Source organism: Bosea sp. OAE506, assembly GCF_040546595.1.
Classification (GTDB): domain Bacteria; phylum Pseudomonadota; class Alphaproteobacteria; order Rhizobiales; family Beijerinckiaceae; genus Allobosea.
This window is the reverse complement of sequence record NZ_JBEPOB010000001.1, coordinates 1,169,610-1,191,147: the sequence shown is the minus strand read 5'-3', so window position 1 is coordinate 1,191,147 and position 21,538 is coordinate 1,169,610. Positions and strand designations below refer to the sequence as shown.

Here is a 21,538-nt window from a genome sequence, read left to right as displayed (position 1 = left end):
CTTGAGCTGCAATCCCGGCAATCAGGACCGGTAGTCGCCGTTGATCTCGACATAGGCCTTGGTCAGGTCGCAGGTCCAGACCGTGGACTTGCCGCGGCCCAGCCCGAGATCGGCGGTGATCACGATGTGCTCGCCCTTCATGTAGGCGGAGACGGCCGCCTCGTCATAGGACGGTGCGCGGGCACCCTGCTGCGCCACCATGATGTCGCCGAAGGAGATGTCGAGCCTATCGCGATCAGCGGGCTCGCCGGCCTTGCCGACGGCCATGACGACGCGGCCCCAATTGGCGTCCTCGCCGGCAATGGCGGTCTTGACCAGCGGCGAATTGGCGATCGAGAGCGCGACACGCTTGGCCGAGCGCGAGGAGGCTGCGCCCGCGACGCGCACCTCGACGAATTTGCGGGCGCCCTCGCCGTCCTTGCAGACGAGATGGGCGAGCTCGAGCAGCAGCGAGTTCAGCGCCCGCTTGAAGCCCGATAGCCGGGCATCGCCGATCTCGGTGATCGCCGGTACACCGCGTGCCGCGGCCTTGCCCGTCGCGAACAGCATCAGCGTATCGGAGGTCGAGGTGTCGCTGTCGACGGTGACGGCGTTGAAGGAGCCCTTCACGCCCTTCGACAGCAGCGCCTGCAGCACGGGCGCGGCGATCGGCGCATCCGTGAAGACGAAGGAGAGCATCGTCGCCATATCGGGCGCGATCATGCCGGCGCCCTTGGCGATGCCGGCGAGAACGACCTCGTGACCGTCGATCTTCGCCTTGCGCGACAGCGCCTTGGGGAAGGTGTCGGTCGTCATGATCGCCTTGGCGGCGTCGATCCAGGGACCATCCGCGACGCGCTTGGCGCAGGCTTCCAGCACGCCCTCGAACTTGCTCGCATCGAGCGGCTCGCCGATCACCCCGGTCGAGGCGATGAAGACTTCCTGCGGCTTGCAGCCCGCCGCCTTGGCCGCGATCTTGGCCGTCAGCGCGACGGAATCGCGGCCCTTCAGCCCGGTGAAGGCGTTGGCGTTGCCGGAATTGACGACGACGGCCCGCGCCGACCCCTGCTTCAAATTCTCGCGGCACCAGTCGACCGGTGCGGAGGGGCATTTCGAGCGGGTGAAGACGCCGGCGACCTGCGTGCCCTCGTCGAGCAAGGCAAGCCAGACATCGGTGCGGCCCTTGTACTTGATGCCCGCTTCGGCGGTGGCGAAGCGCACGCCGGGAACCGGCGGAACCTTGGGCTGGCGCTTCGGCGCGAGCGGGGAAACGGGAACATCCTTGCCGGCCATGATGGCGTCTCCTGTGCGGGAGGCCCGTGTGCCGCAGGTGGGTGACGAAAACAAGAAGGGCGGCTGAGAAGCCGCCCTTGATCGGTCCATGATCGGATGTGGTGTCGGCCGCTCAGGGCTTCTTCGGCTCCGCCGGCGCAGCGGGGGCGGCCGGCTGGTCGAGGCGCTCGACCTTGGCCTTCTCGCGCAGGGCCAGGATGATGTCCTGCTGGGCTTTGCGCTCGAGATACTGGTCGATCTGCGGCTTCACCATCGCGAAGTCCGGCAGCGGCTTGCTGCGCTTGTCCTCGAGCTTGATGACGTGCCAGCCGAACTGGCTCTTCACCGGATCGGAGACCTGGCCCTTGGCGAGCTTGAAAGCGACCTCGGCGAATTCCGGCACCATTCGGTCCTTGGTGAACCAGCCGAGCGAGCCGCCTTCCTTGCCGGAGCCGGGATCCTTGGAGAGCTCGGCGGCGACCTTGGCGAAATCCTCGCCCTTCTTCAGGCGCTCGGCGACGGCCTTGGCCTGGGCCTCGTCCTCGACGAGGATGTGGCGCGCGTTGACCTCTTCCTCGGGCGCCATCGCCTTGGTGGTCTCGTCATACAGCTTCTTGGCCGCCTCCGGCGTCGCAGCCTTCTTGGCCTCGGCCGTCAGATACTGGTCGAGCAGCACCTTCTCGCGGAAATAGGCGAGGCGGGCGGCGAAGTCAGGGCCGTCAGCCGTCTTGGCCGCGATGGCCGCCTTCGCGCCGAGCTTGAGGTCGACGAGGTAGTTGATCACCTCGTCGCGCCGACGGTCGTCGGGGAGCTGCGCCAGGCGGTCGCCGAGATCCTCCGTGGCGAGGCCGATCTCGCGCTCGGTGATGGCAATGCCGTCGACCTTGGCGACGACCTTGTCCGCCTGCGCGAAGACCGGTGTCGCCAGCAGTACGAGGCCGAGCGAAACCATGCCGAGACGAGACACCTTCATGGGAACTGCCTTCTTGCGGGGATTGGGGGCGAACCTTGCGTTCGCCGGTGCACTGCCAGTTGAACGCGGCAAAGGCAAGGCACGAAAAGCGCCGCGGGCGCCGCTTCACGAAGCTTTGCGGAGCCGCCTGCGCGCGGTGGCGCTCCGGCGCGCCGCCGGCTGCCCGTGCGCCGGACTTGGAAGCGGGGCCCCGCGACCCTACATGCGGCCGATCCGCGCGCGCTCTCGCCGCGTCGCCCGCTCCGGCGCGGCACGCAGCAAGGCAATGCTGGACCCCGCCTTCGCGCGCGTCTAAACACGCCGTCGCATTGAGAATTCAGGTTCCGGCTGGACGCGGCGCAAGGCCAGCGCGGCGCCGGAGCCACACCACCGAAAGGCCGACCATGCTTGGCGCGCTCGCAAAGAAACTCTTCGGCTCGTCGAACGACCGGCGCGTCAAGGGCTACGGCCCCCGTGTGGCCGCGATCAATGCGCTGGAGAAAGAGGTCTCGGCGCTCAGCGACGAGGCGCTCCAGGCCCGCACCGCCGCCTTCCGCGAACAGCTCGCCAAGGGCGCCAAGCTCGACGATCTGCTGGTTCCCGCCTTCGCCACCGTGCGCGAGGCGGCCAAGCGCGTGCTCGGTCAGCGCCCCTACGACGTCCAGCTCATCGGCGGCATGGTTCTGCACGAAGGCGCCATCGCGGAGATGAAGACCGGCGAGGGCAAGACCCTGGTCGCGACGCTGCCGACCTATCTCAATGCGCTCGCCGGCCAGGGCGTCCACGTCGTCACGGTCAACGACTATCTTGCCCGCCGCGACGCGGAATGGATGGCGAAGCTCTACAACTTCCTCGGCCTCAGCGTCGGCATCATCGTCCACGGCATCGACGACGAAGAGCGCCAGCGCGCCTATGCCTGCGACATCACCTACGGCACCAACAACGAATTCGGCTTCGACTACCTGCGCGACAACATGAAGTACGACGTCGGCCAGATGTCGCAGCGCGGACACCACTTCGCGATCGTCGACGAGGTCGACTCGATCCTGGTCGACGAGGCGCGCACGCCGCTGATCATCTCCGGCTCGCTCGACGACAAGTCCGATCTCTATGTCTCGATCGACAAGGTCCTGCCCGGTCTGGTCAAGGGCGATTACGAGGTCGACGAGAAGCAGCGCGCCGTTTCGCTCACGGAAGCCGGCAATGAGCATATCGAGGAGCTGCTGCGCGAGGCGGGGTTGCTCAAGGAGGGCGATCTCTACGACGCCCACAACGTGACGCTGGTCCACCACGTCAACCAGGCCCTGCGGGCCCATTCGCTGTTCACCCGCGACAAGGACTACATCGTCCGCGGCGACGAGGTCGTCATCATCGACGAGTTCACCGGCCGCATGATGCCCGGCCGGCGCTATTCGGAAGGGCTGCACCAGGCGCTCGAGGCCAAGGAGGGCGTCACCGTCCAGCCCGAGAACGCGACGCTGGCCTCGATCACCTTCCAGAACTATTTCCGGCTCTATTCCAAGCTCGCCGGCATGACCGGCACGGCCGCGACCGAGGCCGACGAGTTCTTCCAGATCTACAAGCTCGAGGTCGTCGAGATCCCGACCAACGTCCCCGTCGCCCGCAAGGACGAGGACGACGAGGTCTACCGCACCTTCGAGGAGAAGGTCCGCGGCGTGATCCGCGAGATCAAGGCGGCCCAGGAGGCCGGCCAGCCGCTGCTCGTCGGCACGACCTCGATCGAGCGCTCCGAGCTGATCGCCGAGATGCTGGAGAAGGACGGCTTCAAGCTGATCGACTTCACCGATCCCAAGGCGCTGGAGCCGATCTACGAGGCGGCCCGCCAGGGCAAGCCCTCGCGCGCCTTCGCCGTTCTGAACGCCCGCTTCCACGAGCAGGAAGCCTATATCGTCGCCCAGGCCGGCGTGCCCGGCGCGATCACCATCGCCACCAACATGGCCGGCCGCGGCACGGACATCCAGCTCGGCGGCAATGCCGAGATGCGGATCAACCATGATCTCGCCGGCATGGAGGACGGGCCCGAGCGCGAGGTGCAGGCCACGCGCATCCGCGCCGAAGTCGCCGATTTCAAGCAGCGCGTGCTCAAGGCGGGTGGTCTCTACATCGTCGGCACCGAGCGCCATGAGAGCCGCCGCATCGACAACCAGCTGCGTGGCCGCGCCGGCCGGCAGGGCGACCCCGGTCGTTCTAAGTTCTTCCTGTCGCTGCAGGACGATCTGATGCGGATTTTCGGCTCCGATCGCATGGACGGCATGCTGACCAAGCTCGGCCTCAAGGAGGACGAGGCGATCGTCCATCCCTGGATCAACAAGGCCGTCGAGAAGGCACAAGGGAAGGTCGAGGCGCGCAACTTCGATATCCGCAAGAACATCCTGAAATACGACGACGTCATGAACGACCAGCGCAAGGTCGTCTTCGAGCAGCGCCGCGACTTCATGCGCCAGGCCAGCGTGCGCGAGACCATCGACGACATGCGCCAGGGCGTCGCCGACGAGCTGGTGACGCGCCACATCCCCGAGGAGGCCTATCCCGAGCAGTGGGACACCGCCGCCCTCAAGGAAGGCGTGATGCAGTTCCTCAACCTCGACCTGCCGATCGAGGACTGGGCGAAGGAAGAGGGCATCGCCGATGCCGAGCTGCGCGAGCGCATCCGCAAGATCGCCGATGAGGACTATGCGGCCCGCATCGAGCGCAACACCGAAGAGGTCATGGTCTATGTCGAGAAGCAGGTCCTGCTGCAGACCCTCGACACGCTCTGGCGCGAGCATCTGGTCACGCTCGACCATCTGCGCCAGGTCATCGGCTGGCGCGGCTATGCCCAGCGCGACCCGCTGAACGAGTACAAGCAGGAGGCCTTCGAGCTCTTCGACGCGCTGATCGGCCGCCTGCGCGAGCAGGTCACCGGCAATCTGATGCGCATCGAGGTCCGTTTCGAACAGCCCGAGGAAGCGGCCCCGCCGCAGGACACGCTGCCCCCGCCCTTCGGTGGCTATGGCTCCGGCGGGATGCAGTTTGCCGCGCTTGAGGCCGATGCCGAGGTGCTGGAGCGCAACCCGGCCGATCCCTCGAGCTGGGGCAAGGTCGGCCGCAACGAGCCCTGCCCCTGCGGCTCGGGCAAGAAGTACAAGCACTGCCATGGGCAGTACGTCTGAGGCGAACCGACGCTTAGACCAAAGAGCGCAGGTCGTCCGGGACCCATTCCGGAACCTCAGCTGAGAATGCTCCGGAATGGATCCCGGATCTCCGCTGCGCTGCGTCTGGGATGACTCGCGTTCTGTTTTGGGGATGCAGGCGACCTTTTGCGGCCGACCACCCATCCTTCGTCGCATCCGCCGGGGCTTGATGCGGCCGCTCGTTGCGGCGCACAATTGCGCGCAGCCAGCGAGCGGATCATGCCCGGATCGACACAGCATCCTGTCCCGAAGACCAGCGCCGGGCGCTTCTTTGAGGACTTCCACCTCGGCGACGTGATCGTCCATGCGACGCCGCGCACGGTCACCGTCGGCGACGTCTCGCTCTACACCGCGCTCTACGGCCCACGCTTCGCCGTGCAGTCCTCGGACGCCTTCGCCAAGGCGATCGGCTACCAGACCGCACCGGTCGACGACCTGCTCGTCTTCCACATCGTCTTCGGTAAGACGGTGCCGGACGTCTCCGTCAATGCGGTGGCCAATCTCGGCTATGCCGACGGACGCTTCCTGAAGCCGGTCTTTCCGGGCGACACGCTCTCGACCACCTCGGAGGTGATCGGGCTGAAGCAGACCTCCGCCGGCGATGCCGGCATCGTCTATGTCCGCTCGATCGGCCGCAACCAGCACGGTGAGATCGTGCTGAGCTATGCGCGCTGGGTGCTGGTGCGAAAGCGGACGCCCGGAACGCCGGCTCATGCCGAGCAGGTGCCGGAACTTCCCAAGGCGGTGCTGCCGGAGGAACTCGGCGAAGGCTGCCCGCCGCTCGACCTTGCAGCCTATGACGACGCGCTCGCCGGCAGCCCCTTCCGCTGGGGCGATTACGCCGCGGGCGAGCGTATCGACCATGTCGACGGCATGACGGTGGAGGAAGCCGAGCACCAGATCGCGACCCGGCTCTACCAGAACACCGCCAAGGTCCATTTCGACGGGCATGGCGCCCGCTCCACCCGCTTCGGCAAGCGGCTGATCTATGGCGGCCATGTCATCAGCCTCGCACGGGCACTGTCCTTCAACGGGCTCGGCAACGCCTTCCACATCGCTGCGCTGAACGGAGGCCGCCATGTCGCGCCGCTCTTCGCCGGCGACACCGTCTTCGCCTGGAGCGAGGTGCTGGAAGTCGCCGAACTGCCCGGCCGCGAGGATGTCGGTGCGCTCCGGCTGCGGCTGGTCGCGACCAAGAACCGACCCTGCGCCGACCATCCGCTGAAGGCGGGCGAGGGCTACGACACCGACGTCATCCTCGATCTCGACTACTGGGCCCTGCTGCCGCGTTAGCAATTCCGTAACCGCTGACAGATTCTGTATTCTGTCACCGCGCTGTCGTCATGCCGCATTGCAGCGGCGGAACGGTTTCGATAGACAGCCAGACACTCTAGAATGATCCCAAATGGATAGGCCCGTACCCGGGCGTTTCCCACGGAGAACGATCTTGGCCGAGGTCAAACAGGCGGCGCGTCCGCTCTCGCCGCATCTGCAGATCTATCGCTGGTCCTGGACGATGGCGATGTCGATCGCCCATCGTGCCACCGGCGTCGCGCTTTATGCCGGCACGGTGCTGATCGCGGCCTGGCTCGTCGCCGCGGCCTCGGGCCCCGCCGCCTTCGACACGGCGCAGGCGATCGCGGGCTCCTGGTTCGGCCGCCTCGTGCTGTTCGGCTATTCCTTCGTGCTGCTGCACCACATGGCCGGCGGTGTGCGCCATTTCATCTGGGACATGGGCAAGGGCTACGATCCGCAGACCCGGATGAACCTGGCGAAATACAGCGTCGTCTTTTCGGGTGGCCTGACGCTGCTCGTCTGGGTCGTCGCCCTGGCCGTGCGCTGAGGAGAGAGACGATGCAATCCAACTCCTCGCTCCGCACCCCGCTCTCGCGCGTCCGCGGCCTCGGCTCGGCCAAGTCCGGCACCGGTCATTTCTGGCTGCAGCGCATGACGGCGGTGTCGAACCTCGTCCTGACGCTGATCTTCCTCGGCATCGTCATCGCGCTCGCTGGCAAGCCCTACCCCGCGGCGCTCGCCATTCTGTCGCACCCGCTGGTGGCGATCCTGATGCTGCTCTTCGTCGTATCCGGTTGCGTACACATGCGTATCGGCATGCAGGTCATCATCGAGGACTATGTCCATGGTGAGGGCGCCAAGATCGCGGCCGTGATGGCCAATACCTTCTTCGCGATCGCTGTCGGCGCTGCCTGCGCCTATGCGGTGCTGAAGCTGTCCTTTGGAGGCTGATCCGATGGCGATCACCAAGTCCCGACAGGCCCCCGCCTATACCGGCCAGGCCTATCCGATCACCGACCACACCTTCGATGTCGTCGTGGTGGGCGCCGGCGGCGCCGGCCTGCGCGCCACCGTCGGCTGTTCGCAGGCCGGCCTGCGCACCGCCTGCATCTCGAAGGTGTTCCCGACCCGCTCGCACACCGTTGCGGCCCAGGGCGGCGTTGCCGCCTCGCTCGGCAACATGGGCAAGGACACCTGGCAGTGGCACATGTACGACACCGTCAAGGGGTCGGACTGGCTCGGCGACCAGGACGCGATCGAGTATCTCGTCCGCAACGCGCCGGCCGCCGTCTATGAACTCGAGCATTGGGGCGTGCCCTTCTCGCGCACCGAGGACGGCAAGATCTATCAGCGCCCCTTCGGCGGAATGACCACCGAATATGGCGAAGGTCCGCCCGCCCAGCGCACCTGTGCCGCCGCCGACCGCACCGGCCACGCCATGCTGCACACGCTCTATGGCCAGGCGCTGCGCTACAACACCGAGTTCTTCATCGAGTATTTCGCCATCGACCTCATCATGGATGAGGACGGGCATTGCCGCGGCGTCATCGCGCTGAAGATGGACGACGGCACGCTTCACCGCTTCCGCTCGCAGCAGACCATTCTGGCGACCGGCGGCTATGGCCGCGCCTATTTCTCGGCGACCTCCGCCCATACCTGCACCGGCGACGGTGGCGGCATGGTGCTGCGCGCCGGCCTGCCGCTGCAGGACATGGAGTTCGTGCAGTTCCACCCGACCGGCATCTACGGCGCCGGCTGCCTGATCACGGAAGGCGCCCGCGGCGAGGGAGGCTACCTGACCAATTCGGAAGGCGAGCGCTTCATGGAGCGCTATGCCCCCTCGGCCAAGGACCTCGCCTCGCGCGACGTCGTCTCGCGCTCGATGACGATGGAGATCCGCGGCGGCCGTGGCGTCGGCAAGAACAAGGACCACATCTACCTGCATCTCGACCATCTCGACCCGAAGATCCTGCACGAGCGCCTGCCCGGCATCTCCGAGAGCGCCAAGATCTTCGCCGGCGTCGACGTCACCCGCGAGCCGATCCCGGTGCTGCCGACGGTCCATTACAACATGGGCGGCATCCCCACGAACTTCCACGGCGAGGTGCTGACCAAGGTCGACGGCAACCCCGACACCGTGGTGCCGGGCCTGATGGCGATCGGCGAGGCGGCCTGCGTTTCCGTCCACGGCGCCAACCGCCTCGGTTCGAACTCGCTGATCGACCTCGTGGTCTTCGGCCGCGCCGCCGGCCTGCGCTGCGCCGACACGGTGAGCGCGGGCGAGAAGCAGCCCGAACTGCCGAAGAACTCGGCCGACCTCTCGCTCTCGCGCCTCGACAAGTACCGCAACGCCTCGGGCAGCACGCCGACCGCGGATCTGCGCGGCCGGATGCAGCGCACCATGCAGGACAACTGCGCCGTCTACCGCACCGGCGAGACGCTGGAAGAGGGCCACAAGCTCATCCACGAGGTCTGGGCCGGCATCACCGACATCGGCACCAAGGACCGCTCGCTGATCTGGAACTCGGACCTGATCGAGACGCTGGAGTTCGACAACCTGATCACCCAGGCCGTCGTCACCATGGACTCGGCACTGCAGCGTCCGGAAAGCCGCGGAGCCCATGCCCGCGAGGATTATCCGAACCGCGACGACAAGGACTGGATGAAGCACACGCTCGCCTGGATCGACGACGAGAAGCGCACCGTCTCGCTCGACGACCGCCCGGTCCACACCTACACGCTCTCGAACGACATCGAGTACATCAAGCCCAAGGCGCGGGTGTACTGAGGACGATATGCGCGGCCGTTGTCGCCTTACGAAATCGGAGGGAAAGTTTGTCAGATCTCATTTGATACCGAGAGCCTTGACTAAACTTTCGCCGAACGGTGAGAAGATGCTGGAGTACGGGCAAGGGCTCGATAAGGTAATCCTGCGTCCGACTAGCTGGTATGACAACGAGCTGGTCACAGACAAAGGCGAGAGCATACTTGCGCGTTATGATACGCGCGGTGTCAATGAGTTACGCCGATTAGGTGTCGTCTGGAGTTCTGAAGGGCATTCTGACTTAGTTCATGATTCAATCGACGCTGAAAGCGGGTGGGGTCTCACTCGGCTACAGAGCGATTATCCAGAACACCTTCGCATGTTTTTTTTGAGCCTCCTGTGGCGTTGTGCTGCAAGTCAAAAGTTCGAATTTGCCGACATATCGATACCTGAGGACGACCTAGAGTATCTTCGGTTTCTTTGCTTGTCTGGAAATCGGGGCAATGAAGACGACTTTCCGACTACACTGATTGTTATGTCCACAAAAGGTGACCCACACAATCATACGCCCCGGCGGGTCACCTACCCGCGTCCGGATGGCGCAGGCCAGTCGTTTCCCGCGGCCAACTATTTTCGGTTCTATTTCGATGGCTTGGTCGTTTTGATGGGCCAAAAACCTAAAGACGCTGATTTGTTGGCTGAAACGAAAAATAATTCCGTTGGGTTCGACAAATCGTTTTTCGCTATGTCGGTCCCATACGAACGATCGGCGCAGCGGGATAACCTCATCCAGATCGTAAAGTCTGCCATCGATCAGGCAAGACACTGAACTGACGGAAAAGCACCGATGGCTGAATTCAATCTTCCGCAGAACTCGCGCCTCGTCGCGGGCAAGACCTGGCCGAAGCCCGCCGGGGCCGCGAAGCTGACCGAATTCAAGGTCTATCGCTGGAGTCCCGACGACACCGAGAATCCGCGCACCGACACTTACTTCGTCGACCGCGAGGATTGCGGGCCGATGGTTCTGGACGCGCTGATCTGGATCAAGTCCAAGATCGACCCGACGCTGACCTTCCGCCGCTCCTGCCGCGAGGGCATCTGCGGCTCCTGCGCCATGAACATGGACGGCAAGAACGGGCTCGCCTGCACCACCGGCATCGACGAATGCGGCTCAAAGGGCAAGGTCGCGATCTACCCGCTGCCGCATATGCCGGTGATCAAGGACCTGGTGCCGGATCTGACCCAGTTCTACGCCCAGCACGCCTCGATCGAGCCCTGGCTGCAGACCACGACGCCGGCGCCCGAAAAAGAGTGGAAGCAGGGCCGCGAGGACCGCGAGAAGCTCGATGGGCTCTATGAGTGCATCCTCTGCGCCTGCTGCACCACCTCCTGCCCGAGCTACTGGTGGAACGGCGACCGCTATCTCGGCCCGGCCGCCCTGCTGCAGGCCTATCGCTGGCTGATCGACTCACGCGACGAGCAGACCGGCGAGCGCCTCGACAATCTCGAGGACCCCTTCCGGCTCTATCGCTGCCACACCATCATGAACTGCGCGAACGCCTGTCCCAAGGGCCTGAACCCGGCCAAGGCGATCGCTGAGGTCAAGAAGATGATGGTGGCGCGCCAGGTCTGAGCCGACGCGACAACAGCGTCATTCTCGGGCGGAGCGAAGCGCAGACCCGAGAATCTCGGGACGAAAAGACACTGGTTTCCGAGATGGTCGGGTCAAGCCCGACCATGACGCGTGTCGTCCCGCTCAACCGATATAACGCCCCGGCCTGAACGGCGTCGGGTCCACCGGCGGCGTCTCTCCGCAGACCAGTGCGGCGACGATCTCACCCGTGATCGGCCCCGTCGAGAATCCCAGATGCTGGTTGCCGAAGGCGAGCCAGAGGCCGGGGTTTCGCGGCGCCTCGCCGATCATCGGCAGTGAATCCGGCAGGGTCGGCCGCGCGCCACGCCAGGTGTCCCCGGCGAATGCGTCGAGCGGGAAGGCCTCGCGCGCACTCACCGTGACCTGGTCGATCTGGCGATGGTTGTCGGGCGCGTCGCGTCGGCTGAGATCGACGCCGCTCGTCACGCGGTACCCCTCTTCCATCGGTGCCATGAAATAGGCGGCGTCGACGTCATAGACCGGCCGCGACAGGCGCGCGCCCGGCTCCGCCCGCAGATGGCGATGATAGCCGCGCTCCACGTCGAGCTTCGGGTCGAGGCCCAAAGGCGCCAGCAGATCCATGCTCCAAGGCCCGAGCGCGACGACAGCGATATCGGCCTCGAACACCGTAGACCCAGCCTGCACCCGCCAGCCGGAAGCGCTGCGCTCCAGCCGCTGAGCTTCCGCCCGTTCGATCCGCCCGCCGCGCTGCAGGAAGAGCTCCGCATAGGCCTGCGTCACGGCACCCGGCGAGTCAACGGAGGCGTTCTCAAGGCAGATCAGACCGGCATGGAAGATCGGCTTCAACGCCGGTTCGACGCCCGAAATACCCTGCCGGTCGAGCACCTGCGAGGTGATGCCATGTGCCTTCAGGAAATCGTGCTCGGCTTGAGCGGCCGCATGGCCGGCTTCGGTGCGCCAGAGCTTGAGCGTGCCCGTCTCGCGCAGGCGATGGGTGACCCCGGCCTCCGCCATCAGGACGCGGTGCCGTTCCACCGTGCTGCCGGTGAGGGATTCCAGCGCGGCGATGCGCGCCGCCGCTTTCGAGGGCCGCGCCTCCCAAAGGAAGCGCAGCAGCCAGCCGGGGCGGGTGAGCGCGCGCGACCAGTCCAGGTTCAACGCCGGGTGGCGGTTGCCGAGATAGCTCCTGATCTTGCCGTAGAGCCCGGGATTGTTCAGCGGCACGATCGAGGAGCGCGCCAGCACGCCGGCATTGCCATAGGAGGTCTCGCGGCCCGGCTCGCGCCGGTCGATCAGGGTGACCGTGAAGCCGCGCTTCTGGAGCGAGAGCGCGCAGGAGACGCCGACCATGCCGGCGCCGAGAACGAGGGCTGTGCGGGTCACGCGGCGTCCGTTTCGGTGGGGAGCTTGAGCCAGTGGTCGAGGAAGCCGTCGAGCCAGAGCCGGATCGCGGGGTCGTGCTGGTACCAGCCCTCGAGATGCAGATGGCGGAGCTGCGCACCCGGCATCAGCGTGCGCTCATGCCCGCGCACCGACCAGCGGCACATCATCGCCGGCGTCACCTCCGGGTGGAACTGGACGCCATAGGCGCGCGGCCCGGAGCGGATCGCCTGGATCGGGAAATCGCCGCCCTTCGCGAGGCATTCTGCGCCTGGCGGGCAGTCGAAGCCCTCGCGATGCCACTGATAGACGGTCTCGGGCCAGGCGAAGCCGGCTTCCGCCGCGTGGTCCCGCCCCTCATCGGTCAGATCGAGCCCGTAATAGCCGACTTCTGCGCGGCCTTCTGGATGGGTATAGACGCGGCCGCCCAGCGTGCGGGCCAGCATCTGCGCACCCAGGCAGATCCCGAGATAGGGCGCCTCTTCCTTCAGGCAGACATTGATCCAGTCGATCTCGGCCTTGACGAAATCCTCGGGATCATTGGCCGACATCGGCCCACCGAAGATCACCGCGCCGGCATGGTCGCGCATCGTGTCGGGAAGCGGGTCGCCATAGCGCGGCTTGCGGATGTCGAGCGCATGGCCGCGCGCCTGCAGCAGCCGCCCGACCCGGCCGGGCGTCGAATGCTCCTGATGGAGCACGATCAGGACCGGCTTGGGTGCGTTCTTGAGCGGGCGCCGGCGCGAAGGCGTGAGGCGGGGCGGTCGCGCGGTCGGGGCGTGAGCGGTCATCGCGAATTCGGCAGCGGCCATGGGCGGAAAAACAGTGGATGCGAGGGTCTCGGGCGCCGACGGAGACTGTGAGGGGCCGGCCCTCGGCGCAAGCAATTTGTGAGCCGGCGGCGACATGACCCGGCTGTCCCGGTCGCATGACCGGGGGATGCGGCAACGGTGGCCAATATCGAATCCGGCCAAGACCTTGACTCACGAAGTCGTGACAGGCATGAGAATGAACATTCATTCTCGTTCTCCGGGATACCCCGTGCCGCCGACCGTCACCGCCCTCCCCGCCGAGCGGGCGCCCAACGAACGCCAGACCCGCATCCTCGATGCGGCAGAGCGCGTCTTTGCCCGCGCGGGCTTCCACGCCGCGACGATGCAGGATGTCGCCGCCGAGGCCGGCATGAGCCCCGGCAACCTCTATCGCTACTTCGCATCCAAGGATGCCATCATCGCGGCGATGGCCGAGCGCGACCGCCAGCAGATCGCCGACGATTTCGCAGCGCTGGAGCTCGGCAAAGGCCCCCTGCTGGACCAGTTGGAGGCGCTCGGCCGCCGTCATCTCGTCGAGGAGCCGCGCGAAAAGGCGGTGATCTGCCTGCAGATCTGGGCGGAGGCCGCGCGCAACCCGGCGATGTCGCAGATGTGCGCCGCCATCGACGGCACGGTCCTCGGTGGCCTGTCTCAGGCCATCGCCCGGGCCAAGGCCAATGGGGAACTGCCCGCCGCGCTCGACGAGGCCCGCTTTCTCCAGGCCGTCTTCATGATGGCCGACGGCTTCTTCTGCCGGCGCGCGACCGACCCGACCTTCGACGCCGCGACGGCAGCGCAGACCCTTTTCGTGGCGATGCGCGGCCTCGCCGGCGTGCTGCTCCGTTCCGACGCGGGCGACGTATCATGAGCACAACCGCCGTGCATCCGCTCCGCCGGCACCGTCCAACAGGGATCGTTTGTCATGTCCGCCAGGCTCGCGCGCATCGCCGCCCTGTCGCTGCTCGTCGCCGGCCTCGCGCCGGCACAGGCCCAGACGCCGGCCCCCGCCGCTGCGCCCTCCTCCGGCCCCTCGGTCACCGTCACCAGGGCGGGCATCACCGAAATCGTCCAGAGCGTCGTCGTCTCCGGCTCGATGATCGCTCGCGACGAGGTGCTTGTGCAGCCGGAGGTCGACGGGCTGTCGATCGTCGCCCTGCTGGCGGAGGAAGGCGACCGGGTTTCCGCCGGGCAGGTCCTGGCCCGCCTCTCGCGCACCACGCTGGAGGTGCAGAAGACCCAGAACGACGCACAGATCGCCCGCGCCGAGGCCTCCTTCGCCCAGGCCAACGCGCAGATCGCGGAAGCGCAGGCCAATCTCGTTGCCGCCAACAACAATTTCGACCGCACCAAGGCTCTGCGCAGCAGCGGCAACGTCTCCAACGAGACCTATGATCAGCGCGATGCGATCGCCCGCGCGGCAGCGGCGAAGCTGAACTCCGCCAACCAGGCACTCGCCATCGCCACCGCCGACGTGGCCCTTGCGAAGGCGCAGGGCCGCGACATCGAGGTCAAGCTCGGCCGCACCGAGATCAAGGCGCCGCAGGGCGGCATCGTCAGCCGCCGCAGCGCCAAGCTCGGCGGCACCGCCGCGATGTCCGCCACCGAGCCGCTGTTCCGGATCATCGCCGATGGCGCCGTGGAACTGGAGGCGGAGGTGGCCGAGGTCGAGCTGCCAGGGCTCAAGCTCGGCCAGCCCGTGGCGGTGACGCCCGCCGGGGCGACGCAGGCGCTCGCCGGCACGATCCGGCTGATCGCTCCCGAGGTCGACAAGGCCTCGCGGCTCGGCCGCGTCCGCGTCGCGCTGGTCGGAAACCCGCCGGTCGCGATCGGCTCCTTCGCGCGCGGCGTCATCGAGACCGGGCGCAAGCGCGCAGTCACGCTGCCGCTCTCGGCGATCACCTATGCACGGACGGGCGCAACCGTGCAGAGCGTCACCGACGGCAAGGTCACGACCAAGCCGGTCAAGCTCGGGCTGGCCGGCGGCGGGCGCGCCGAAATCCTCTCCGGCATCGCCGACGGCGAAACCGTGGTCGCACGCGCCGGCACCTTCGTGCGCGACGGCGACGTCATCACACCCGTCGCGACGAACTGACGGGAGCGACCGGTGAACATCAACTTCTCCGCCTGGTCGATCCGCAAGCCGGTTCCGGCGATCCTGCTCTTCGTGGTGCTCTGCGTGCTCGGCCTGCTGTCGTTCTCGAAGCTGCCGGTGACGCGCTTCCCCAACATCGACGTGCCGCTGGTCTCGGTGACGATCACCCAGTCCGGCGCGGCGCCATCGGAGCTGGAAAGCCAGGTCTCCAAGCGCGTCGAGGACGCGGTCGCCAACATCACCGGCGTCAAGCATGTCTTGTCGACGCTGACCGACGGCCAGTCGCAGGACCGTCATCGAGTTCCGGCTCGAGGTGAACACCGACCGCGCCGTCAACGACGTCAAGGACGCGATTGCCAAGGTCCGCGCCGATCTGCCGCGCACCATCGACGAGCCGATCATCCAGCGCATCGATGTCGAGGGGCAGTCGATCCTGAGCTATGGCGCCTTCTCGGCGGGGATGACGCTGGAACAGCTTTCCTGGCATGTCGACGACGTCGTCGCGCGCGAATTGCAGGGTCTAAAGGGCGTCGGCCGCGTCGACCGCTATGGCGGCGTCGACCGCGAGATCCGCATCTCGCTCGATCCCGACCGGCTGCTGGCGCTCGGCACCACGGCCGGCGAGGTCAACCGCCAGATCCGCGCGACCAATGTCGACCTCGCCGGCGGGCGCGGCGAGGTCGGCGGGCAGGAACAGGCGATTCGCACACTCGCCGGCGCGCGCAGCGTCGCCGAGCTGGCCGAGACCAAGATCACGCTCTCGGGCGGGCGCGAGGTCCGACTCAAGGAACTCGGCCGCGTCGAGGACAGCAATTCCGAGCCGCGCTCCTTCGGCCGGCTCGACAAGAGCCCGGTCGTCTCCTTCGCCGTCTTCCGCTCCAAGGGCTCGAGCGAGCTCTCGGTCAAGGAGGTCGTTGCCGCGCGCATCGCCGAGCTGAACAAGCGCTATCCCGACATCACGCTGAAGCCGATCGACGACGCGGTCGCCTACACCTATGGCAACTACAAGGCGGCGATGACGACGCTGCTGGAGGGCGCGGGGCTGGCCGTGCTCGTCGTCTTCCTGTTCCTGAAGAACTGGCGGGCGACGCTGATCACGGCGATCGCGCTCCCGCTCTCGGCGATCCCGACCTTCTGGGCGATGGAGCTGATGGGCTTCTCGCTCAACCTCGTCAGCCTGCTCGGCATCACGCTGGTCACCGGCATCCTCGTCGACGACGCCATCGTCGAGATCGAGAACATCGTCCGGCACATGCGGATGGGGAAATCGCCCTATCGCGCCGCGATGGAGGCCGCCGACGAGATCGGGCTCGCGGTCATCGCGATCACGCTGACCATCGTCGCGATCTTCGCGCCGGTGTCCTTCATGGGCGGCGTGGCCGGCCAGTATTTCCGCCAGTTCGGGCTCACGGTCGCGGTCGCGGTGCTGTTCTCGCTCCTGGTGGCGCGGCTGATCACGCCGATGATGGCCGCCTATCTGATGAAGCCGGTGAAGCATGAGGACCCCAAGGACGGGGTCGTCATGCGCGGCTATGTCGGGCTCTTGAAGGCGACGACCGCCTCGCGCCGCATCCCGCTCGTGCCGCGCTTCGACGGCACCGGGCGCTGGCGCTCGATGCCGTTCAACATGTCCTATGTCACGCTGGTGATCGGCTTCGGCTTCCTCTGGGGCTCGATCCACGCCACGGCGCTGCTACCGACCGGCTTCATCCCCGACGAGGACACCTCGCGCGTCGTCGCCTCGGTGGAACTGCCGCCGGGCTCGACGCTGGAGGACACACGCGTCACCACCGACCAGATCGTCGATGCGCTGCGCACGATTCCCGAGGTGACGCAGGTCTTCGTGCTCGGCGGCTCGTCGCCGACCGGCCAGCGCGAGGTCCGCCGCGCCGCCGTGACCATCAAGCTCAAGCCCAAGGCCGAGCGCACCGCCCGCCAGAAGGACCTCAAGGTCGTCATCGCCCAGAAGCTCGCCAGCGTGCCCGATGTGCGCGCCTGGTATGTCAACGAGCGCGGCGAGCGCGAGATGGCGTTCTCGATCCTCTCCAAGGACGGCGCGGCCCTCGACGAGGCGGTGGCCCGCATCGAGACGAAGATGCGCAAGGTCGACGGCTATCTCAACGTCGCGACCTCGGGCTCGCTCTCGCGGCCCGAGCTGACGGTGCGCCCCAAGCTCGAACAGGCGGCAAGCCTCGGCGTCACGCCCGAGGCGATCTCGGAGGCCGTGCGCGTCGCCACCATCGGCGATGTCGGCGCCAATCTCGCCAAGTTCAATGCCGGCGACCGGCTGGTGCCGATCCGCGTCCAGCTCGACGAAGCCGCCCGCGCCGACATCCGCAACATCGCGGCGCTGCGCGTCACCAACAGCAGCGGCGTCTCGATCCCGCTGACGGCGGTCGCCGAGATCGGCTTCGGCGAGGGGCCGTCATCGATCGACCGCTATGACCGCGTCCGCCGTGCCGCCATCGGCGCCGATCTCAAGCGCGGCTTCGAGCTCGGCACGGCGCAGGAGACCTTCCACACCATCGTCAAGGAGGTCGGCCTGCCCGACGGCGTCTGGATCGCCGCCACAGGCGATGCCGAGATTCAGGGCGAGGTCGTCGCCGGCTTCATCCAGGCGATGACGACCGGGCTGATGCTGGTGCTGGCCGTGCTGATCCTGCTCTTCGGCTCGGTCTTCCAGCCGATCACGATCCTGCTCTCGCTGCCGCTCTCCTTCGGCGGCGTGGTCATCGCCCTGCTGGCGACCGGCAAGCCGGTGTCGATGCCGGTCTATATCGGCCTGCTGATGCTGATGGGCATCGTCACCAAGAACGCGATCATGCTGGTCGATTTCGCGGTGGAGGAGGAGGGCCGCGGCAAGGACCGCCGCACCGCTCTGCTCGAGGCCGGCCGCAAGCGCGCCCGCCCGATCGTGATGACGACGATCGCCATGGCCGCGGGCATGGCGCCCTCCGCCTATGGCATCGGCGATGGCGGCGAGTTCCGGGCACCGATGGCGATCGCGGTGATCGGCGGGCTTCTGGTCTCGACCGTGCTCTCCCTCGTCTTCGTGCCGTCCTTCTACGCGGTGATGGACGACCTCTCGAAGCTGACGGGCCGTGTCTTCGGCCGCTTCTTCAGCAAGGCGGAGGATGAGAGCCTGTGGGAAGCCATGCCGGAGGAAGGCCACGCCAGGCCCGAGGCCGGGACCGCCCAGATGAAGCTGCCGCTGCCGCCGCCCCGCCTGGCGGCGGAGTGATCAGGCGGCGGACGAAAGCTCGAAGGGGAAAGGCGTCGGCTCATAGATGTCAGCAACGCCTGCCCGCTCGACAACCATAACCTCCCATCGTCGCAGCAAGTCGGCGACTCCAACCTTGTCCCCTTGCTTCAGTACAGGCCCCAATTCATCGACAAGATACTGGAACTCGTGCAGCCGCCAAGCCAGTTTACTGCGATCCCACGATTCCATCTTTTCGAGGGCTCTGATCGCCTCACCGAAGCGGCCGCAGGCAGAATGAAAATGAATCTGATATGGCTCGTAGCTGAGCTGCCTCTCATATCCAAAAGAGTAGGGAAATTTTAGCGCCATCATCGCTTCGACTGTCGAGGTGGGACGCAGCCTCGGCAGAATGGTCCCTTCGACGGTATCGATAAATGCTTCCGCCAAGCCTGGTTCGGACCATTTCGCGGGCGCGCCACGATCGGTGTAAAACTGATCGAGCCAGATGCCCTGGAGAGAGGAGCGAGGATTGAACGTATGCCCGATCGACCAGAGGAAATGCGGCCGGTCAGCAGAGCTCGTCCGGTCTATCGATATGGCGCGAATGACGTGGTGTATTGGTTTTAGAACCGCGAATGGACCACAGACGGCCAAGTCCTCATTTCGTGATTGGATGAGATCCAGCAAGAACTTGATCTGTTTCTTCGTTGTCACGAACTTGGCCTTACCTCGATGACGACGACACGGGGGATGTTACCGATTGCCCGGAAGGGTGCAGCTGCCAACTCTTTCCATCGGCGCTCGTCGATACCCCGTCTGCCTGTCTTGAAATCATAGACGCAGAGCGTTCCGTCCTCGCGCAATTCATAAGCATCGATACGGACTGATCTCGGATAGCCATAGCGGACGAATTCTTGGGGAGTTGATTCGAGCATTTGCTTCGCGAATGATCGTTCTGCCTTCAAATCTGGATACCGTGCGTCCTCGATTTGTCCTTTCAGATGCTGATGGACGAAAGTGCCGTAAATGGCTGCGTGAGGAAAGTTGTTGGCTGGCCCCGCCGCCGAGACGGCACGATCAAGCCTTGATTGCAATTCTGGAAGATACCTGCACGCAGCCTCTGCCGCCGATTGCTCGACTTTTCCAACATAGCTCAAATCCAGAGCGCCGCTTGTGTTCTCGCTCGGCCTGAACTCGCGAGCGTTGAAGCCCATGACGGCTTGCAGGCCATCGCCGTTCTGGGACGACTGCCAGTTGAACAGGATCGCGCCGCCGATGAGGAGCGCGGGAGCGACGGCGAGCGGCGCGAAGGCTGGCTGGATCGTCGCGTCGGGCTCTGGCCCCTCGGGCGTCCACAGCGTCCGACCGACGATCGCGCCGCCTGGGCCGCCGAAGCGCATCGTCTGGATGCGCTCGATCGTCTCGAAGGTGACCTTGTCGCCCTCGGGCGTCGTGACGGTGTGGCGCTCGTCGAAGCCGGCCTGGCGGGAGGCGGCGTATTCGGAATGGATCGTGCTGCCGTCGCGGTTGACGATCGCGCGTTCCGCGACATCGCCCTCCTCGTCGCGGCTTTCCTCGTAGAAGGCCCAGGATTCCTCGCCGGTCTCGTCGACGACGAAGCCGTCTCCGGGACCTGTTTCCGCCAGCCCGCCCTCTGGGCCGAAGCCGGGCATGGGGCGGAGTCTGCCGCCGCTCCCGCCCGCGCCGCTCGTCCACTGACCGCCACCGCTGCTGCCGGCCGGGACGCGCGGCTGGGAGGGGTTGTATTTGCGCCGCAGGAGATCACGGCGCAGCAGGCGCGTTTCGTCCTGCAGGCGGATCAGGCTGCGGCGCAGGCGCGTGATCCCGGCCGCTTCAGCCGGACGGAACGACGCGGATGGGTGGATCGACATGGCGGCCTCCTCTGGGGAAAGGCGCCATTGTCAATGGGTTCGGCGAGACGGGGATAAGCTCCAGCAGCAGGCTCAAGCGCCGCCGGGCCCCAGCGCCCCAGCTCCCGCCGGCTCTAGATCGCCTTCTCGCCGCTCTGCGAAGGCCGCGCGGGCTGCTGGTTCCTGCGGTTGAGCATTTCGCCGCGCGATTTGACGATCTGGGCGACGACGACGTCCTGCACGCTTTGGGTCGCTGCGCGGCGCACGGCTTCGCGATCGACCGGGCGGGCGCCGTCATGCTCCTGGATCTCGATGATCGCCTGGGCAAGCGCATTGACATCGGCCTTGCAGAAGATCATCGCCGCCTTGGCGACGACCTCCGCCTTTTCGTCGGTGGCGAGCATCGGGCCGCCCTCGCGGCCGATACAGGTCAGCATGCGCGCGCGGATCAGGTCTCGCGTCTTTTCCAGCACGGTTCGCTTTTCGGCCCGGTCCTGGCGCTCGGCCTCCGTTTGCGGTGCGGTCGGGTTCGAGCGGGCGGCGGGATTCACAGGCCCGCGCAGGCTCGCGCTCTGCTTGGCGCATTCCACCAGCGCCGGCAGCATTTCGCCGGTCGAGGTCAGCGCAAAGGTCAGGCGCTGGTCGTTGGCGACCAGTTCCAGACGATGTCCCTGGCGAAACGCGCCGATCAGTTGCGAGTCGGCGGGCATCGCGATCGTGAGAAAGGTCGGTGTCTTGGCTTCGGCCGTCACCTCGATGCGCGCGGTGCGGTCGAAGACGAGCTGGAGGTTCAGCCGGCTCCCTTGCTTCAGCTTCCAGTTCGGGTGCGCGAAGCCGATCAGCCATTTGAGGTCAGCCGTGATCGAAGTGAACATCCGGGTGCCGTTGCGATAGCCGGCATTGACGGCGCAATGCGAGAACGCGCCCGTGGCGTCGTTGGTGAAGGCGCCGCCGGTCCAGTTGCCGACGACGATCTTGCCAAAGGGCCCCGCGGCCTGCGCGCCCGGAGCCAGCAGCAGGATCGAAGCCACAATCAACTCACGCAGCATGCATCACCTCGCCATCTCGGGGCGCGAGGATGACGTCAGACGCCCCGTTGCGCAATTCGG

General features: G+C 66.3%; 16 protein-coding genes and 1 pseudogene. 10 read left to right on the top strand and 7 right to left on the bottom strand.

Annotated elements, in window-relative coordinates:
* Positions 1-21: 21 nt before the first annotated feature.
* Positions 22-1,272 carry a bifunctional glutamate N-acetyltransferase/amino-acid acetyltransferase ArgJ gene (argJ, locus tag ABIE41_RS05775; protein ID WP_192644901.1) on the bottom strand — a complete coding sequence of 417 codons (1,251 nt, stop codon included), beginning with the start codon at positions 1,270-1,272 and terminating at the stop codon, positions 22-24.
* Between the two features lie 112 nt (positions 1,273-1,384).
* The gene (locus ABIE41_RS05770; RefSeq protein ID WP_192644900.1) at positions 1,385-2,224 is read right to left on the bottom strand and encodes a peptidylprolyl isomerase; all 840 of its coding nucleotides are present in this window, start codon (positions 2,222-2,224) and stop codon (positions 1,385-1,387) included.
* A gap of 383 nt (positions 2,225-2,607) precedes the next feature.
* Between ABIE41_RS05770 and secA the strand changes: the two genes are divergently transcribed.
* The 7 genes from secA (at position 2,608) to ABIE41_RS05735 (ending at position 11,090) form a co-directional block, all read left to right on the top strand.
* Positions 2,608-5,376, top strand: coding sequence for a preprotein translocase subunit SecA (gene secA, locus ABIE41_RS05765; RefSeq protein WP_192644899.1), 2,769 nt, complete (start codon positions 2,608-2,610; stop codon positions 5,374-5,376).
* A 240-nt stretch (positions 5,377-5,616) separates the two neighbouring features.
* Positions 5,617-6,690 (top strand): MaoC family dehydratase, encoded by a 1,074-nt coding sequence (locus ABIE41_RS05760; RefSeq protein ID WP_192644898.1) that lies wholly within the window; start codon positions 5,617-5,619, stop codon positions 6,688-6,690.
* A 154-nt stretch (positions 6,691-6,844) separates the two neighbouring features.
* Entirely contained in the window at positions 6,845-7,240 is a 396-nt protein-coding gene (sdhC, locus tag ABIE41_RS05755) for a succinate dehydrogenase, cytochrome b556 subunit (RefSeq protein ID WP_354191796.1), read from the top strand.
* Positions 7,241-7,251: 11 nt separating this feature from the next.
* Entirely contained in the window at positions 7,252-7,644 is a 393-nt protein-coding gene (sdhD, locus tag ABIE41_RS05750; RefSeq protein ID WP_069052956.1) for a succinate dehydrogenase, hydrophobic membrane anchor protein, read from the top strand.
* A gap of 4 nt (positions 7,645-7,648) precedes the next feature.
* Positions 7,649-9,481, top strand: coding sequence for a succinate dehydrogenase flavoprotein subunit (sdhA, locus tag ABIE41_RS05745; RefSeq protein ID WP_192644896.1), 1,833 nt, complete (start codon positions 7,649-7,651; stop codon positions 9,479-9,481).
* A gap of 76 nt (positions 9,482-9,557) precedes the next feature.
* Positions 9,558-10,286, top strand: a complete 729-nt coding sequence (locus tag ABIE41_RS05740) for a hypothetical protein (protein ID WP_192644895.1) — start codon at positions 9,558-9,560, stop codon at positions 10,284-10,286.
* Positions 10,287-10,304: 18 nt separating this feature from the next.
* A complete protein-coding gene (locus tag ABIE41_RS05735) occupies positions 10,305-11,090 on the top strand; it encodes a succinate dehydrogenase iron-sulfur subunit (RefSeq protein ID WP_192644894.1) in 786 nt (261 codons plus the stop codon).
* Between the two features lie 123 nt (positions 11,091-11,213).
* Here ABIE41_RS05735 and ABIE41_RS05730 read toward each other — a convergent pair whose 3' ends face one another.
* Together ABIE41_RS05730 and ABIE41_RS05725 are read right to left on the bottom strand one after the other, a co-directional pair.
* Positions 11,214-12,455 carry an NAD(P)/FAD-dependent oxidoreductase gene (locus tag ABIE41_RS05730; RefSeq protein WP_354191795.1) on the bottom strand — a complete coding sequence of 414 codons (1,242 nt, stop codon included), beginning with the start codon at positions 12,453-12,455 and terminating at the stop codon, positions 11,214-11,216.
* The gene (locus ABIE41_RS05725; RefSeq protein WP_192644893.1) at positions 12,452-13,243 is read right to left on the bottom strand and encodes a glutamine amidotransferase; all 792 of its coding nucleotides are present in this window, start codon (positions 13,241-13,243) and stop codon (positions 12,452-12,454) included. The genes ABIE41_RS05730 and ABIE41_RS05725 overlap by 4 nt, the downstream gene beginning before the upstream one ends.
* Positions 13,244-13,358: 115 nt before the next feature.
* Between ABIE41_RS05725 and ABIE41_RS05720 the strand changes: the two genes are divergently transcribed.
* The 3 genes and pseudogenes from ABIE41_RS05720 (at position 13,359) to ABIE41_RS05705 (ending at position 18,597) form a co-directional block, all read left to right on the top strand.
* Positions 13,359-14,132 (top strand): TetR/AcrR family transcriptional regulator, encoded by a 774-nt coding sequence (locus tag ABIE41_RS05720; RefSeq protein WP_354191794.1) that lies wholly within the window; start codon positions 13,359-13,361, stop codon positions 14,130-14,132.
* Positions 14,133-14,186: 54 nt separating this feature from the next.
* The gene (locus ABIE41_RS05715; protein WP_192644892.1) at positions 14,187-15,356 is read left to right on the top strand and encodes an efflux RND transporter periplasmic adaptor subunit; all 1,170 of its coding nucleotides are present in this window, start codon (positions 14,187-14,189) and stop codon (positions 15,354-15,356) included.
* Positions 15,357-15,368: 12 nt separating this feature from the next.
* Positions 15,369-18,597, top strand: a pseudogene (locus ABIE41_RS05705) (efflux RND transporter permease subunit).
* Here ABIE41_RS05705 and ABIE41_RS05700 read toward each other — a convergent pair.
* From ABIE41_RS05700 to ABIE41_RS05690, 3 genes are all read right to left on the bottom strand, one after another.
* Positions 18,598-19,272, bottom strand: coding sequence for a hypothetical protein (locus tag ABIE41_RS05700; RefSeq protein WP_192644890.1), 675 nt, complete (start codon positions 19,270-19,272; stop codon positions 18,598-18,600). It lies immediately after the preceding pseudogene.
* A complete protein-coding gene (locus ABIE41_RS05695) occupies positions 19,269-20,450 on the bottom strand; it encodes a hypothetical protein (protein ID WP_192644889.1) in 1,182 nt (393 codons plus the stop codon). Before ABIE41_RS05695 ends, ABIE41_RS05700 begins: the two co-directional genes overlap by 4 nt.
* Before the next feature lie 113 nt (positions 20,451-20,563).
* On the bottom strand, positions 20,564-21,478 hold the full coding sequence (locus tag ABIE41_RS05690) for a hypothetical protein (RefSeq protein ID WP_192644888.1): 915 nt from the start codon (positions 21,476-21,478) through the stop codon (positions 20,564-20,566).
* Positions 21,479-21,538 lie beyond the last annotated feature (60 nt).